This is a genomic window from Algoriphagus confluentis, assembly GCF_036245625.1.
Lineage (GTDB): Bacteria > Bacteroidota > Bacteroidia > Cytophagales > Cyclobacteriaceae > Algoriphagus > Algoriphagus confluentis.
Genome location: NZ_BTPD01000019.1, coordinates 1 through 17,310, shown reverse-complemented (window position 1 = coordinate 17,310; position 17,310 = coordinate 1). Strand labels below are relative to the sequence as shown.

The window sequence follows — 17,310 nt, the reverse complement described above, 5'->3', positions numbered from 1 at the left end:
TTTTTATGGGTTGATTTTTGAAAAGTCCAAAACAGCAAAAGATACTAAATCATCCGTAGTCTTTGTATGAAGGGTGACTACGTATCCTAAGGGGGTATTGAATCCATAGGAGTCCATCTCAACTGGATTCAAATCCAATTCTGCCTCTTTATCCAAATAGTAATCAAACACGATTAATTTTTTTCTTTCCTGTTCGGGATTCTCTATTGTCGGCCCTTTCACTCTTACCCGTCGTATCAGTTTTTGGGATTGAGTGGCAAGATCCAAGGCTTCGTATTTGCTACTCTCGTGATTGGGTTGAAAGACGATATATTCCCCTCGCTCTGAAGTCGTTCCCTTTAAAAAATTTAGTTTTTCCACCGTTCCGGCTGGATGCCATGTCTGTAATTTGTCTTTAATTTTAAGTAGTGAATCGGATATGGAAAAGGAAATCAGATGCTCATCAGTCCCTTCATTATACACATGACTGAAAAGGCCCAATTGATCATCTTCCAAGAAGTTTAAGATTTCTTTTGGGTAGCTAAATTGGAAGTAGTCGAACTCTTCTTTTTGGAGATCGAAAATAATTCCCCATTTATCATAGTCAAAGAGCTCCTCTTTGAAAACGTAAGGCACATCCATGAAAAAAAGCTTATTCCCTGACTTTTGGATCCTATTAAAAAGGTAGGTTCCGTAATTGTGGTACAATCTCCCTTCAGGAACTTCGGGAAAATCCCATCTTTGGATTACTTTCCCCTCAAGATTTGCTTTTATAAGCTCCTTTTGCTGGGAAAGGAAATAAATGGAGTTCTGATCAATAAAATCTCCGGTCACAAACCCTCCTATTCCGTCAGGGCCTTCTTTTTCAAATTTAACTGAGTTGAGTAGTTTCCCTTCCGGAAAGCTGTAGGTGAGGAGTCGATATTGATTAAAGGTTAAAAGAACTTCCCCTGAGTCAGTTTGGAAGTGAGTGAAATTGATGCCCAGATTTTTGGTAAGTGTATCTTTTTCGAGATAAAGGGTATCAACAATCAAATCAGAAAGTTGAAGAAATTGGATTTCCCTGGAGTTTTCAGAAGAAGTGCAAGCAAAGAGGAAAAGTGAAAAATAGAAATAGATTAGGTACTTCATCCGTACAGATCATTTTTCTAAAAGTAAAAAAAATGACTTAGTCAAAAACCTAATCTATAAACAAGCCCCAACCATCATCATATCTCTCGGTCGGGTCAAATCCCTTCACCCACTCGACAAAAAGTACTTTAAATTCAGCAATAAGCTCCCGAAGTAAATTTAGATGCTCTTCTGCATGGGTTTCTTCCATGGCGAGTTGATAAGTCATGGAGTTGAGATGTCTTGCATGCACTTTCATGATGGTGGCGTATTCCATCTTCAGGACGAAGTCACTGACTGCCTCTGCACCGGCAAACTTGGAGCAGATGACGGTTGCATCCTCCATCATCATTCCCCCGTAAAGTTCCTTTCGGGCCTCATCAAGGCTCCCAACCAGCGCATGGGTCAGGGATACAATCTCGTTCCCCTTTTTCATCAAAGGATGAGAAAAAATCTGATCCCGCATGGATTTCGGATCAAATTCTTCCTCATCATCCCAATCATCGTTTTTGTCAAAGTCATCCCACATCGTAAAAATCAATTTAAAAAGTGCCGGAAAGGAGTCTGTTTAAAATGGAAGCTTGTCTTCCTCGCTTTCGCTGTAGAAAGAGTCTACTTCAGGCATAGAAGTGCCCGGGCCATTCGAAGAACCTGCACGGTCCACCTTGTAAGCTTTTACCTCCGTGTACCATCTTCCGTTGTATTCTCTGCTTTCCACGTCTATTCCTAAAGTCACTTGTTCACCTACCTTCAGGGCAAACTGATCGATTTTATCTCCCCATAGGGCCACGCAGACCTTTTTGGGGTATTGACCGCCTGTTTCCACTATAAATTCTTGTTTCCTCCAGGCGTTTCCGCTTTTTGAGTTTCCACTTACTTCCTGAAGCTGATTGATAATTTTTCCGCTTAATTCCATCGTTATTTTCTTTTTCTCTTACACGAAGGTAAGAATTGAGTCGGATTTTTCGGGCTTAAAAAGTGGGGATAACTGTTCCGGTTTTCAAAAATTCAATATTTTTTTATTTAATGGTTATTACGAATCGTTCCGTTTGATATTTTTTGAGATAAAATTTCATCAATAAGAAAAAAATAGAATTTCCTATCGAATTTGCCCAGAGACTTGATTATTTCAAAAAATTCAAATTAGATTAAAGGCCAAATTGAAATTACGTTAAATAATTTTTCTTTACCCGCTAATAAGATACTATGGCTTAGACTTCTACGTTGTACAAAAACCAACTACATATGAATAAGCGAAAAGGTCCTTTGGACAGTGAGTTGATCGCTCAGTATCGCAACGGAAGTGAAGCAGCATTTGATCTCTTGGTGGACCGATATCAAAGCCGGGTATTTACTACCATCTTTCTCATTGTAAAAGACCAAAAGGTAGCGGAAGACCTTTTGCAGGATGTATTTGTAAAGGTAGTTCAGACCTTGCAGTCGGACCGATATACAGAGGAGGGTAAATTTCAGCCTTGGATAATGAGAATAGCTCATAATCTTGCCATTGACTATTTTAGAAAAAGTAAGCGATATCCTACCATATTAATGGAAGATGGCAGCAATGTATTCAACTCCTTGAAATTTGCTGAATCCACCATTGAGGATCTGAGGATCAAGGAAGATACCATTGAGTTGGTCAAAAGACTGATTGAAGAATTGCCGGAAGCTCAAAAAGAGGTGTTGGTGATGAGGCATTACATGGATATGAGTTTTCAGGAAATTGCCGAAAAGACAGGTGTAAGTATCAATACGGCTTTGGGAAGAATGCGCTATGCACTAATCCATCTCAGAAAAAAAATGAAACAACTAAATATTGCCTATGACAAAACCTTTTACCCCAAATGACCTGGTAAGATATATCTACCGGGAAATGACCGAGGGTGAACAAGAACTCTTAATGCAAGCCTTGCACAGCGATGAATCTCTGATGCAAGAATATTTGGATCTGCTGAGCACGATAGAGAACTTAAATCAGTTAACTCTGAAGCCTTCGGAAAAAGTAGTGAAAGCCATCAAATCACTGGCCCATTCTACGGGACTACAAAAAGTCTAAAGAACCGGTAACCCCGCATTTGCGGGGTTTTCTTTTATAATGCGTCTATAAAATCCCTTGCTTGCTGTAGCAGGTTTCGATAGGTCTCGTCTGTAAATCCATGCCCCTGATTGGGAACACGGGTGAATTGATGGATTATCCCATTCGAATTTAGGTTCTCTTCCAGAAGCTCACTTTGGGAAATCGGAACTACTGTATCTATATCCCCATGGAAAAATATGGTAGGTGGATCATTTGGATCCAAATGACTTAGAGGGCTGGAATCCAGATAGGCTTGAGGAATTTGGTCGGGCTTTCCACCAAGAATGCTTTCCAGACCCAAGGCAGTAATCGTATTGAATCCATGAAGTTCCTTTAAGTCTGTCGGAGGAAAAAAGGCTACCACTGCTTCGATGTCGGAGAAGTCATTGCGGTAAGCATGCTGCAGGGCTAGGTGTCCACCGGCACTGGCACCGGAAATGACGATGCGGTCGGAAATGTTCCAATCGGCAAGATTTTCATTGATGAAATCAAATACGGAGATGATGTCCGCCTCTTGGGTTGGAAACTTATTGTTTCCTGTAATGAAATCGAAAAGGCGATAATTGACCGAAACCAAAGCATATTCAGGGAATAAGTTATCTAGGACTGGTTTGAATTGTAGAAACTCACTTTTGTCTCCATCAATCCAAGCCCCGCCGTGGATATATACCAGCAAAGGCGTATTTTCTCTGCTTCTTCCAGCTGGAAGATAAACATCCATTTTTTGGCGTACATCTGTCCCGTATGCTTGGTCAATTATTTCTCTGGCAGGAAGAAAATCGACATTTGGCTCAGGATCAGAGCTACAGGCCCATAAAAGGCTTAAGAAAAAAATGGATTTAAAGGATTTTATGAGGCCCATTTTCGAATTCATTTCAAAACCATTTGATGAGGGATTCTACAATTTTTTTGGCCTTAAGTCCATAGGGTGGCCTCAATAGGGTAACGTTGTTGTACCCGATTCGTTGCTTTAAGACTCCTTTTTCATTGCTGAAAGCCAAAAAGCCATAATAGCCATGGGCTTTTCCGATTCCGCTGGAATTTACCCCACCGAATGGGAGTTCATTATGAATAAAATGGATGACGCAATCGTTGATAACTGCATTTCCCGAGCTGGTTTGCTTCAGAATCTGCTCATAACTCTTTGAGTTATCAAAGACATAAAGCGCCAGGGGTTTTGGCTTACTGTTAACATATGAAATTGCCTCTTCCAAGCCAGTATAGGTAAGAATTGGCAGAATTGGACCAAAAATCTCTTCCTGGGCAATCTCCATGTCCTCTGTAATTTGAGTCAATAAGGTAGGTTCAAAATAGCGATGGTGAGGATTGGTTTTTCCGCCAAAGACCACATTAGCACCTTTCTCTATTGCGTCATCAAGATAGGATTTTAATCTGGTAAAGTGTCGGTCATTGACTATTCTGGCCAAGTCCTTTGAATGCTCTATCCCTTTGAAGTCTGCATCATACATCTGTTGAATGCCTACTTTCAGATGGTCGAGCAACCTTTCAAAACTGGCTTCATGAACTAGGATGTAGTCTGGCGCCACACAGGTTTGTCCACAATTTACCAATTTTCCATAGACTATCTTTTGCGCGGCATCCTCCAAGTCTGCATTTTCTGTGATTATAGCAGGAGATTTACCTCCCAATTCTAAAGTGACTGAACTGAGGTGCTTGGATGCATTTTCCATCACAACCTTACCAATTTGGGGACTGCCCGTAAAAAAAACATGATCAAAAGGTAAAGCCAAAAGGGCCTGAGCTACTGAAGCGTCTCCTTGAATTACCTGAACCTCTTCTTGGCTAAAGAGCGCTGATATCATTTTTTGAATCAAATCTGAAGTGTGAGGTGTAAGCTCGGAGGGTTTGAGAATTACGGGGCAGCCTGCTGCCAAAGCTGAGACCAAAGGTCCCAGTGCCAAGTTGAACGGGTAGTTCCAAGGAGAAATGATCAGGGCAACTCCTTTTGGCTCAAACTGCACTTTGGCTTTGGTACCCAGCATGGCGATTGGAGAAGGAAGAGACTTCGTTTTCATCCAAGCCTTAAGATGTTTAATGGTATGATTGATCTCTGAAGTCACAGGGTAAATTTCAGACAGGTCGGTTTCCACATTCGGTTTTTGAAAGTCTTGCCATAATGCTTGTCTTATTTCAGTTTGGTGGTTTTTTATCCATCCCCTGATTTTTTTGAGTCTGAGGATCCGTTCCTCAGCTGAGGAAGATCTCCAGGACAAAGCGGTTTGGTTCATTTTCTTAAGTTGGCTTCTTAGTTCGGTTTTCAAAGAGTCGAGAAGGGTTTCCATTGCGATTTTTTTAATAGGGTAAGATAATGGAAGATGAGACCGGCAGGAAGCATTTGCTTAAAAATAAAAACAGGTTCACTTTTCTTGCAAATGTTTAACAAAATACAAAAAAGATTAAACAAAAATGTAATTCGGAGATTGAAAAATCCATTTCATACCAAAAAATTTGTATTACGTACCAAAATATTTTTGAAAAGGCTTGGATATGAAAAACAATAAAGTGTATTTTTATGACAAAATAATGGAGATGTATTGATCAAACTCGATTTCTGCTCCAAAGGGTATTAAAAAAAAGTGAAGAAAAGGACCTTCGGAATAGAGCTAAAGGAAATTTAATCCACTGAAAATCAGTGAATATAGAAACACAATTACGGACTCGAAAAATTTTAAAAACTAACGATATGGACAGGTTTTCCAATTGTCAACTAAATGCCCGAACACTAAAAGGTGGATTTTTCCAAAGGGCTACTAGTAAAATTCAATCTAAACTAGTTCTTTTTTCATGGCTCGCTTTGGTTGGTTGGATGTTTACTGCATTATCAGGGTATTCACAAACCAATTCTAGCAGTTCAAATAGTTTACCAGATAAAATACCATTTGTGGATTTCCAAAACACTGGTTCTGAGAACCAGGGTGCAAGAAGGCTGTCCTCACCGTTAAATGCTAGGGTTCAGAATTCGTTTCCAAATTTTTGCGAAGGTATTTATAACCTGAATTTCCAAAATCCGAAAAAAATTGCAGGTCCTGGAAATCCCTCAAGTTCGAATGTTGCAAATCAATATCAGATTGGTGATGTGTACACCTTTGAGAATGTGGTCACACTGCCTGGAAATACGGTGGTTCATGCGATTATTACTATTGAAGATGAGACAAGGGGAGATATTGCATTATTTGATAATACATCAGATGGTTATCCTTCGGCGCTACAGCCGTCGTTTCGTTCTGGCAGTTTTTCAAGTGGTCTTGGATTTGGGATTTTTGATTTCCAATTTGTAACAGGAACATACAATTCTACAACTGGACAAATTACCAATCAAAACCCAATACAGATACCCGCTTTTAATGCCTACTTGGTCGATATTGATGGAATATCTGCAGTGAGTGAATTTCAAGCTGTTACGGGAGGAGGTACCGTTACTTTTGGTCAAGGTGCAGCCTCAAATATCACAGCGATCAGTGATGATGCAACTTTTATTACTCGTTATCAAGACAATACCGGATCTAGTGCAGATGGAATTCCAATCAATGTTTTTGACCGGATGGTGAGGGTAGAATTTACTAATGTTCAAAATTTTAAATGGAAATTCGGAGTCAACTATAGATCTACTCAGGGAAATACTCGGCTTTTTTCGTTTTATGTTCTTTGTATTCCAGGTTTTGTCCCTGCTGATGGAGACTACAGCGATGCTCCAGCTAGCTATGGGTCTCCCAATCATGCTGTACCAAATAGCACCAATGTTAACTCTCTTCCTCGCTTAGGAAATATCGTAGACCGGGAGCCGGGAGCCCTTCCTTCAGTGGATGCAAATGGGGATGATATATCTTCGGCGGATTTATCCAATCCCCCAACAGGTACTGGTCCAGGTGTTGTAAACGATGAAGATGGTGTGACCATCCCTGCGGGAGCATTCAATGCAGGTGATTCTAAGCAAATTACAATCAATATTAGGCAAGCAAATAATACCTCACAGAAGGCCTATGTCAATGCTTGGATTGATTGGAATAGAGATGGAGACTTTTTAGATCAGGGAGAACGGGTTATCATTAATCAAGGACTTACCACAGGGAATAATGGGAATATTACTCCCACTATAAGTGTGCCTTGCGATGCAGTACCTGGTATTAGCTATCTCAGAGTCCGTGTAAGTACTACTCAAGACCTTCCCCCAATCGGAGGAGCTTTGAACGGTGAGGTAGAGGATTATAAAATCACAATTACCGACACCAATAATTTAACCCCTGTTAGCATTACAACCCAGCCGCAAGGAGCAATTTATTGTCAGAATACACCAGCTGATAATGTGGCCAATTTGAGTGTAGCAGCTACAGGTTCCTTTAATAATCCAAACCCAGGAAGTCTTACTTATCAGTGGTATAGTAATACTACTAATAGCAATAATATTGCAACAGCAACCCTGATCCCTGATGCTACTTCTTCTACCTACAAACCATCCACTTCAGTTGTGGGTGAGGTTTATTATTTTGTAGTTGTAACTGGTAACTGTAAGCCAGCTACATCTAATACGGCGAAGATTACGGTGAATGCGTTGCCTGCAAATCCTGTGATTACACCCATACCTCCTACCTGCGAGGTAGCTACTGGAGGATTTACCTTCGACCGTATATCCGGGGTGGAATATTCACTTTCATCAAACTTTTCTTCGATCATCCCGGCACCAGGAAATTCAGTTACAGGCCTTGCAGCTGGAAGCAGCGGTTTCCTTTATGCAAGAACCATAGGAACGACCTGCGTGTCATTCTCTCCATACAGTGTTGCTGCCCAGCCCCAGGCTCCTGCTGCGCCAGTGATTACCCCGATAGCCCCAACCTGCGAGGTAGCTACTGGAGGATTTACCTTCAACCGTATATCCGGGGTTGAATATTCACTTTCATCAAACTTTTCTTCGATCATCCCGGCACCAGGAAATTCAGTTATAGGCCTTGAGGCTGGAAGCAGCGGTTTCCTGTATGCAAGAACCATAGGAACGACCTGCGTATCATTCTCTCCATACAGTGTTGCTGCCCAGCCCCAGATTCCTGCTGCACCAAACTCAGGAGGAAATCAAGTAGTTTGTGCTACAGATCCTATTCAAACCCTTACAGCTTCAGCCACTGCGCCACAAGGGTTCCAGGTAAGATGGTTTGACGCAGCTACAGGTGGAAATGCTGTTCCTAATCCAACATGGAATACCATCGGTACTAAGATCTACTACGCTGAATCCTTCAACCCAACCACAGGTTGTTTTAGTGCGACAAGAACTCCAGTTACATTAACGATTAATAATTGTGCCATTTCCCTTTTAAAAACAGGAGAGCTTTCTACTGAACAAATCGGGGGATGTCCTAGAGCAGGAGATGAAATCGTTTATACGTTTGTTGTTACCAACACAGGTGATGCAAACCTGACCAATATTTCTTTGATGGATGTAGCTTCTTCCTTTACGGGGAACGGGGCATTTCCTTCTATTCAGTTTGTTGAGGCGACTCCTGGCAGTACTGCCACCGAGCTGTTGGTAAATGGCAGTTCGACCTTTACTGCTACCTATACTCTTTTGCAATCTGACATTGATGATGCCGGCTTTATCGAAAACCAAGCCAAGGTTACAGCCTTGGCTGGTACTACTCCACTTGAAGCTCTTTCTGGAGCTGAATATGTAAGTGAGACTTTTGAAACTGATGGAGAGAAAACCATTGTGGAGTATTGCAGAGAATTTAATTATTCTGTTGAGAAAAACTGGATACCTGCACAAGGCCAAACATCAATAAGTTCTCCGGGAGTAATCAACTATGAAGTTGTAATTACAAACATTGGAAATACCACAATCACGGGTATTGAAGCTGAAGATACCTTCCCTGACGGAAGTGTTGCTAATTTGACTGGAGTGGTAGAGTCTATTTTACCGGCCAATGGCAAATTGGATGTAGGAGAGACTTGGACTTATCAGTTTACCTACAATGTAATTCAGACAGATATTGATAATGCAGCTGCGCTTAATCCTTCTCAGCTAGTTAATAGGGTAGAAGTAACCAGTGATCAGTTGCCAGATCCGGCACCTGCCGAAGCAGTGACGCCGGTGAGTGGCGTTCCGAGCCTGATGATCGAGAAGGTAGCCGACCAGAGCAGCTATGCTTCCGAAGGCGATGTATTGACCTATGAGATCACGGTGACCAACAACGGCAACGTGACCTTGACCAACATCGTGGTAAGCGATCCACAGGCGACGATTACGGGCGGAAGTCCGATTGCGAGTCTGGCCCCTGGCGCTTCTGCGGTCGTGACGGCAGAGTACGAGGTGCAGCAGGCAGACGTGGACAACGGCAGCTTCACCAACACCGCCACAGCGAGCACGACCTATAATGAAGAGGAGATCGAGGTGAGCGACGATGAGACCGTGAATGCGGCCCAGCGTCCGAGCCTGATGATCGAGAAGGTAGCCGACCAGAGCAGCTATGCTTCCGAAGGCGATGTATTGACCTATGAGATCACGGTGACCAACAACGGTAACGTGACCTTGACCAACATCGTGGTAAGCGATCCACAGGCGACGATTACGGGCGGAAGTCCGATTGCGAGTCTGGCCCCTGGCGCTTCTGCGGTCGTGACGGCAGAGTACGAGGTGCAGCAGGCAGACGTGGACAACGGCAGCTTCACCAACACCGCCACAGCGAGCACGACCTATAATGAAGAGGAGATCGAGGTGAGCGACGATGAGACCGTGAATGCGGCCCAGCGTCCGAGCCTGATGATCGAGAAGGTTCGAACTTCAAATAATGATATTGTCAATGGTCAAGTGACATTCGACATCACCGTAACCAACACAGGAAATGTCACCCTGTTTGATATCTATGTCCAAGACATTGAAACTGGTGATAATTGGATTATCAATGAATTGGCTCCTGGAGATACTGACACAAGAGAGGTACTGGTGACTATCACTCAGGAAATGATCGACGACAAGTGTTACTTTAACACAGCCACGGCTGAGATTCGAGAGTACTTCATCGATGCCAGAGTAGTGCCAGGACAAGGTGAGCAATTACCATATCAGGTCATTCTGAGAGATGAAGCGTTTGCAGATGCTTGTTTCACACAGACTCCTGAGCTATCCATCTTGAAAGAAATCACAGGTGGTGATCCATATAGCTTGGTAGGGGATGAAGTGGACTACAAATACACTTTGACCAATACTGGAAATGTGACCTTATCTGGTCCGTTTACAGTGGGAGACGATAAAATTGGGACTATTGATGATGCAAATAGTACCCTTGAGTTGAAACCAGGCGACCAGATTGTTTTCACTGCTTCTTACACCATAAATGAAAATGATCTTGAAGAAGGTTCTGTCACTAACGTAGCTATAGGTAAAGGCTTCTTTACAGATGGTGAGGTAGAAGAACCTATAGAGTCTGATCCAGACACAGAGACTGCCGATGCAAGCTTCAACGACATTCTTGCGGTAGACGATAATGCGGGTACATTCCAGTATAGCACGTCTGCTCAGATTGCTGCAATCAATGCTTTGGATAACGATCAATTGAAAGGCGGTCCGGCAACTTCTGCAAATGTGATCTTGACTACTTTGACTCCAGATCCAACAGGAACGTTGACAGTGGACGCAAATGGTGTAATTACCATAGCAGCCAATCCACAGGCAGGTGACTACCAGTTGACCTATAGAATCACTGAAGTGGGTAATCCGCTCAACTTCGATGAAGCGATTATTACAGTTACTGTTGATCCTTTACTTGGCGTCATTGAGGTTGGCGAATATTGTGAATTGGATGCACCTTACCTGAGATGGTTGTTGAACCCAGTTAACTTCCAGCTTGCTGATCTAGCTCCTGGTGATGATACTCCGTTGACAATGACTTGGTATGACAAAGACGGTAATCCATTGATTGTATATGAGGATATACCATTGGAAGGCTTTATGCTCTTCCCAGGTGCTGATACGATTCCAGGTGGTTTTGGTAGCGCATGGCCAGGTTGGAAATTTGAAAATATGCAATGGGTATCTGGTGAGTTCAATTTCCATCAGGTAAGAGAAGCCGGCGCTTACGTTATCTTTGAATTGAACCCTTCTGTTCAGGTAGAAATATCCTATCCTGGAGCAACAGAAGCTTGTAATCCAAATCCGAATCCTCCAATCGCGGTGGATGATGATATGACTGCGATTCCAGTATATCCTGACTTTGGATTTATCAATATTGTCAATGTCTTGGATAACGATAGGCTGCAAGATGGTACTTCACCATTGAACACCACCCTGGTAACAGTTACTGAGGTTACTCAGTCAACCCCAGGTGCCTTGATTTTGGATACAAATACAGGTTTGGTAAGCGTTGCGCCAGGACTTGCTCCAGGTATTTATACGCTGGAATATAGAATCTGTACCAACCCGAACCCTACCAATTGTGATACAGCAATTGTTACAGTAAGAGTAGTCTCTCCAGGTATCTCGATTGAGAAATCAGTTACGGAAATTGACAATGATGTTGAAGGTTTTATTACCTACGAAATCAAAGTCACCAATACTGGAGATGTTGAATTGTTCAACATAGAGGTGAAGGATGACTTGACTGGCGATATGTGGACAATTCAATCTTTGGCACCTCAAGAAGTATGGACTGAGACCACTCAATTGGAGATCACTCAGGAGCTGCTTGATGGTCTTTGTGTAACTAACACAGCTATTGCAACCGTTTATGCAGATGAATTTGAATACTATGAAACGTTCAGAGTTCTTGATGGGGAAAGAAGAATCCTAGTAAGGGATGAAGATTCTATTGAAGAATGCTTCGAAATCAACCCGGCCATTGAGTTGCTCAAAGACGGGGTCTTCATGGATGAAAATCAGGATGGCTTCGGCAATGTGGGTGAGACTGTGACTTACACCTTCACGGTGACCAATACCGGAAACGTGACCTTGAGTGACATCACGGTAACTGATCCACTGGTAACGGTGAATGGCGGGCCGATCAGCCTGGCACCTGGAGCAAGCGACAACACCACCTTCACGGCGACTTATGTCCTGACTCAGGAGGATATTGATAATGGCTACGTGGTAAATACCGCCTTGGCTAAAGGTACCGCACCTAATGAGGAAGAAGTAGAAGACGAGTCTTCCGATCCCACTCCGGTGGAGAATCCTAGCACAGAGTGTGAGTCCTGTACCGAGACAGTGATTCCTCAGAATCCGGCCATTGAGTTGCTCAAAGACGGGGTCTTCATGGATGAAAATCAGGATGGCTTCGGCAATGTGGGTGAGACTGTGACTTACACCTTCACGGTGACCAATACCGGAAACGTGACCTTGAGTGACATCACGGTAACTGATCCACTGGTAACGGTGAATGGCGGGCCGATCAGCCTGGCACCTGGAGCAAGCGACAACACCACCTTCACGGCGACTTATGTCCTGACTCAGGAGGATATTGATAATGGCTACGTGGTAAATACCGCCTTGGCCAAAGGAACTTCACCAAAAGGAGTGGAAGTAGAAGACGAGTCTTCCGATCCCACTCCGGTGGAGAATCCTAGCACAGAGTGTGAGACCTGTACCGAGACAGTGATTCCTCAGAATCCGGCCATTGAGTTGCTCAAAGACGGGGTCTTCATGGATGAAAATCAGGATGGCTTCGGCAATGTGGGTGAGACTGTGACTTACACCTTCAAGGTGACCAATACCGGAAACGTGACCTTGAGTAACATCACGGTAACTGATCCACTGGTAACGGTGAATGGCGGGCCGATCAGCCTGGCACCTGGAGCAAGCGACAACACCACCTTCACGGCGACTTATGTCCTGACTCAGGAGGATATTGATAATGGCTACGTGGTGAATACCGCCTTGGCCAAAGGAACTTCACCAAAAGGAGTGGAAGTAGAAGACGAGTCTTCCGATCCTACTCCGGTAGAGAATCCTAGCACAGAGTGTGAGACCTGTACCGAGACAGTGATTCCTCAGAATCCGGCCATTGAGTTGCTCAAAGACGGGGTCTTCATGGATGAAAATCAGGATGGCTTCGGCAATGTGGGTGAGACTGTGACTTACACCTTCACGGTGACCAATACCGGAAACGTGACCTTGAGTGACATCACGGTAACTGATCCACTGGTAACGGTGAATGGCGGGCCGATCAGCCTGGCACCTGGAGCAAGCGACAACACCACCTTCACGGCGACTTATGTCCTGACTCAGGAGGATATTGATAATGGCTACGTGGTGAATACCGCCTTGGCCAAAGGAACTTCACCAAATGGAGTGGAAGTAGAAGACGAGTCTTCCGATCCTACTCCGGTAGAGAATTCTAGCACAGAGTGTGAGACCTGTACCGAGACAGTGATTCCTCAGAATCCTGCTATCCAGGTTGTAAAATCTGATAACGGAGCACAGGTTGATGGTGCGGGTGATGTGATTACCTACACATTGACTGTGACCAACACTGGAAACGTGACCTTGACAAATGTAACTATCGAGGATCCTTTGACTGGTTTGGATGTGAATGTGGGTACTCTTTCTCCTGGAGTTTCTACCTCGGTAAATACTGAGTACGTAGTAACTCAAGCGGATGTGGATGCGGGATTTGTTGTCAATACCGCTCTGACCAAAGGGGAAAGCCCTGACGGAGAAGATCCTGAAGATGATACGGAGATTGAAACTCCTGTCGATCGTAATCCAGCAATTCAGATTATAAAATCTGATAATGGTGCACAAGTTGATGGTGCGGGTGATGTGATTACCTACACCCTGACTGTGACCAATACAGGAAATGTGACCTTGACGAATGTAATTATCGAGGATCCATTGACTGGTCTGGATTTTAATGTGGGTACCCTTGCGCCTGCTGCTTCTACATCAGTGAATACAGAGTATGTGGTTACGCTTGCAGATGTCAATGCAGGTGTGGTTCTTAACACTGCCCTGACCAAAGGGGAAAGTCCTGATGGAGAGGATCCGGAAGATGAAACAGAGATTGAAACTCCTGTTGATCGCAATGCATCAATCCAAGTTGTAAAATCTGATAATGGGGCACAGGTCAATTCTGCAGGTGATGTGATAACCTATACATTGACTGTGACCAACACAGGAAATGTAATCTTGACAAATGTGACCATCGAAGATCCATTGACGGGATTAGATGTGAATGTAGGTTCCCTTGCGCCTGGAGCTTCAACATCGGTGAACACTGAATATGTAGTCACTCAAGCAGATGTGGATGCAGGTTTGGTGGTTAACACTGCCTTGACCAAAGGAGAAAGTCCTGATGGAGATGATCCAGAGGATGAAACAGATATTGAGACTCCAATTGATCGAACTCCGTCTATCCAGATCACCAAGTCTGACAATGGAGCTCTGGTTGAGGGTGAAGGTGATACAATTACCTATACCTTGACTGTGACCAATACAGGCAATGTGACCTTAAGTAATGTATTGGTTACTGACCCATTGACCGGACTGGATGTGAATGTGGGAACTCTTGCACCTGGAGCCTCAACTTCGGTAGATACTGAATATGTGGTAACTCAGGAAGACGTGGATACAGGGTTTGTATTGAATACGGCCCTAGCAACCGGTGAAAGCCCTGACGGCGAAGATCCGGAGGATGAAACTGAGATCGAAACACCTATTGACAGAAACTCTGCAATAACCATCACCAAAGTGGCTGATGTGGAAGCTGTTCAAAATGAGGGTGAAGTAATCAACTATACCATCGTGGTGACTAATTCCGGAAATACTTCCCTTACCGAAGTATTGGTTAAAGATCCTTTGACCGGATTGGAAGAAGTGATTGGTATACTTAATCCTGGTGAGTCAGTTTCCTTTGAAACTAGCTATACTGTAACTATCGAGGATATCGCTTCCAAAGAAGCAATCGTCAACGTGGCTACAGCAACATTCACAGACCCTATCAGTGAAGAAGAGGTAACTGAAGAAGCAGAAGAGGTAGTTCCAGTGGAATGTATCGACGATACTTTAGCTACAGGTATCATCTTCAGAGATCTGAATCAAAATAACACTTATGAGCCGGAATTAGGGGAGACAGTACTGGCCAATGTACCAGTGGTGTTAATTCCAATAGCAGGAACTCCAGGTGATGCCCTGTTGGTAGTGACTGGGGCAGATGGTCGATATACCTTCAAGGATTTCGTACCAGGTACCTACACTGTACAGGTTAGAGACGTGAATCTCAACCTTGCACAGGGATTGTTCCCTACAGGTAGCTCCTTGGCCTTCCCTACCATTGAAGCATGCGCACCTTTCATTCGCAACTTTGGCTACGAGGCCTATGAGGGCATTGTTCTGGGAGACTTTGTTTGGTACGATCTGAATGGTGATGGTATCCAAAACGAATGGTTTGATGCCAACGAAGACGGACAGGTTACCCTGAATGATCCAAACGCTGGTCCGATAAGAGCCGAAGATTGGGAATGGTTTGACCTCAATGGTGACGGTAGATATGATGGTCCTGAGAACGAGGGCGAATTGAACAAGGCTGGCTTCGGAGTAGTAGAAAATACCAGCGGAAACGTACGGGTGACTGGTCCTGGAGGATACGACGAGACAATTATTGTGGGTATCGCTGGTTACTGGAGAACTAGACCATTTGAAGAAGATGGTAAGTTTGCTCCTCCTGCTGGAGTGAATCCTTACGGAGAGTATACCGCAACACTGATTGAGGATGATTTGATGGCAGCTCAGGCTTCCTTTATGGCAGCCACTGGCAAGGTTAAGATATTACCAAATGCTGGAGGCAGAATAACTGACATCAATGGTACCCGAGTGGAAGAACGCTGTGGTCTGACTACTGAGTCTGGAATCACCAGAGAAGTTACTCCACAAGTCACCCAGCATTACGATATGGATTTCGGCTGGAGATGCTTGAATGTAGATGTGGAAATCATCGCCAATGACGATGACTTTGGTTCACACTTCATCAGCTTTGGCGGAGTGATAGGAAATATCCTGGACAACGACCGACTTGAAGGTCAGCGACCTGATCCTGCCGATGTAGACTTCGAATTCACTGAATTGGATGGCATAATTGGTCTCTTGATCAATGATAACGGAGAGTTGGGTCTGGTGCCGAATGTAAATGAGGTAAGGGACTACACCCTCAGATATGTACTGAGAGAGACTGCCTTCCCTGACAACAACGACGATGCCTTGGTATTCTTCAGAATTCTCAACGACAATGTAGATCTGTCTGTAACCAAGACCTCTTTCGAGGCTGAGATTTACGAAGGGGATGAATTTGAGTATGAGATAGTCGTAAGCAATGTCGGAGGTACTCCAGCTACCGGTGTGACTATAGTGGATAATCTGCCATCTGGTGTGACCTATCTAAGTTCCCGAGTGGTGAGTGTGAGCAATCCTCAGATTCAGGTAGGAACTCCTACAGTGAGTGGAAGCACGGTGACTTGGAATGTGCCGTTCATTCCTTCTGATGGTGTGATTACTCTGAGAATTCGTGTCCAAGCTGGTGATGCAGGCCAGATCCAGAATGTGGTAACGGTGGACTCTGAAGAGGACGATATGAATGAGCAAGACAACCGAGATACAGATGTAAATCAGGTATTGCCATTCAGAATCCCGAATGTGATCACACCAAATGGAGATGGTGACAATGACACCTTTGAGATCAAGGGACTCGGCAAGTTTACAGCCAGTGAGATTGTGATCTTCAACAGATATGGAGACCATGTACTTGAGAAGGAAAACTATCAAAATGACTGGAATGCACCGGGTCAAGTAGCAGGTACTTACTTCTATGTCTTGAAACTCACAGATCGAAGCGGAAGAGTCCATGAGTTCACCGGCTGGATTCAGGTAATCAAAGAATAATTGAAAGCATTATGAAATCGAGCATGGAAAGAATGTCAAACCAAGTGATGTGTAAGACCGCATGCGAGATTCCATGTGGCCATAGAAAAGTAAAAGACAAGCACATGAAAACGACTTTTAAAATCATAGCAATGACCCTTTTGTTAGGCATTTGGTCTTGGGGGAGTAGTTTTGGCCAGCAGCTGCCTCAGTTCAGCCAGTACATATTCAACGGGCTGCATGTGAATCCTGGATATGCGGGCTACAAGGGGGAGCCGTACATCCAGACGACCTA

Annotated in this window: 9 protein-coding genes; 4 read left to right on the top strand and 5 right to left on the bottom strand. The window is 43.9% G+C overall.

Annotation, left to right across the window (positions count from 1 at the left end; genetic code table 11):
- Positions 1–3: 3 nt before the first annotated feature.
- Genes AAA943_RS20325 through AAA943_RS20315 form a run of 3 tightly spaced genes read right to left on the bottom strand, consistent with a single transcriptional unit; the run spans position 4 to position 2,005 of the window.
- Positions 4–1,110 carry a DUF4221 family protein gene (locus AAA943_RS20325; protein WP_338226211.1) on the bottom strand — a complete coding sequence of 369 codons (1,107 nt, stop codon included), beginning with the start codon at positions 1,108–1,110 and terminating at the stop codon, positions 4–6.
- A gap of 49 nt (positions 1,111–1,159) precedes the next feature.
- A complete protein-coding gene (locus AAA943_RS20320; RefSeq protein ID WP_338226210.1) occupies positions 1,160–1,618 on the bottom strand; it encodes a hypothetical protein in 459 nt (152 codons plus the stop codon).
- A 39-nt stretch (positions 1,619–1,657) separates the two neighbouring features.
- Complete coding sequence (locus AAA943_RS20315) at positions 1,658–2,005, bottom strand: DUF3127 domain-containing protein (protein ID WP_338226208.1); 348 nt, start codon at positions 2,003–2,005, stop codon at positions 1,658–1,660.
- 329 nt (positions 2,006–2,334) lie between these two features.
- Between AAA943_RS20315 and AAA943_RS20310 the strand changes: the two genes are divergently transcribed.
- Both AAA943_RS20310 and AAA943_RS20305 read left to right on the top strand, forming a co-directional pair.
- Positions 2,335–2,937, top strand: a complete 603-nt coding sequence (locus AAA943_RS20310; protein WP_338226207.1) for an RNA polymerase sigma factor — start codon at positions 2,335–2,337, stop codon at positions 2,935–2,937.
- Positions 2,912–3,145, top strand: a complete 234-nt coding sequence (locus tag AAA943_RS20305) for a hypothetical protein (protein WP_338226206.1) — start codon at positions 2,912–2,914, stop codon at positions 3,143–3,145. The genes AAA943_RS20310 and AAA943_RS20305 overlap by 26 nt, the downstream gene beginning before the upstream one ends.
- Before the next feature lie 34 nt (positions 3,146–3,179).
- On the opposite strand, the gene AAA943_RS20300 is transcribed toward AAA943_RS20305, so the two are convergent.
- Both AAA943_RS20300 and AAA943_RS20295 read right to left on the bottom strand, forming a co-directional pair.
- Positions 3,180–3,887, bottom strand: a complete 708-nt coding sequence (locus AAA943_RS20300) for a prolyl oligopeptidase family serine peptidase (protein WP_338226205.1) — start codon at positions 3,885–3,887, stop codon at positions 3,180–3,182.
- Positions 3,888–4,041: 154 nt separating this feature from the next.
- Positions 4,042–5,484, bottom strand: coding sequence for an aldehyde dehydrogenase family protein (locus tag AAA943_RS20295; protein ID WP_338226264.1), 1,443 nt, complete (start codon positions 5,482–5,484; stop codon positions 4,042–4,044).
- Between the two features lie 779 nt (positions 5,485–6,263).
- Here AAA943_RS20295 and AAA943_RS20290 point away from each other — a divergent pair.
- Together AAA943_RS20290 and AAA943_RS20285 are read left to right on the top strand one after the other, a co-directional pair.
- Entirely contained in the window at positions 6,264–17,036 is a 10,773-nt protein-coding gene (locus AAA943_RS20290; protein WP_338226204.1) for a DUF7507 domain-containing protein, read from the top strand.
- 104 nt (positions 17,037–17,140) lie between these two features.
- Positions 17,141–17,310: type IX secretion system membrane protein PorP/SprF (locus AAA943_RS20285; RefSeq protein WP_338226263.1), on the top strand; the 170-nt coding region annotated here is incomplete at its 3' end.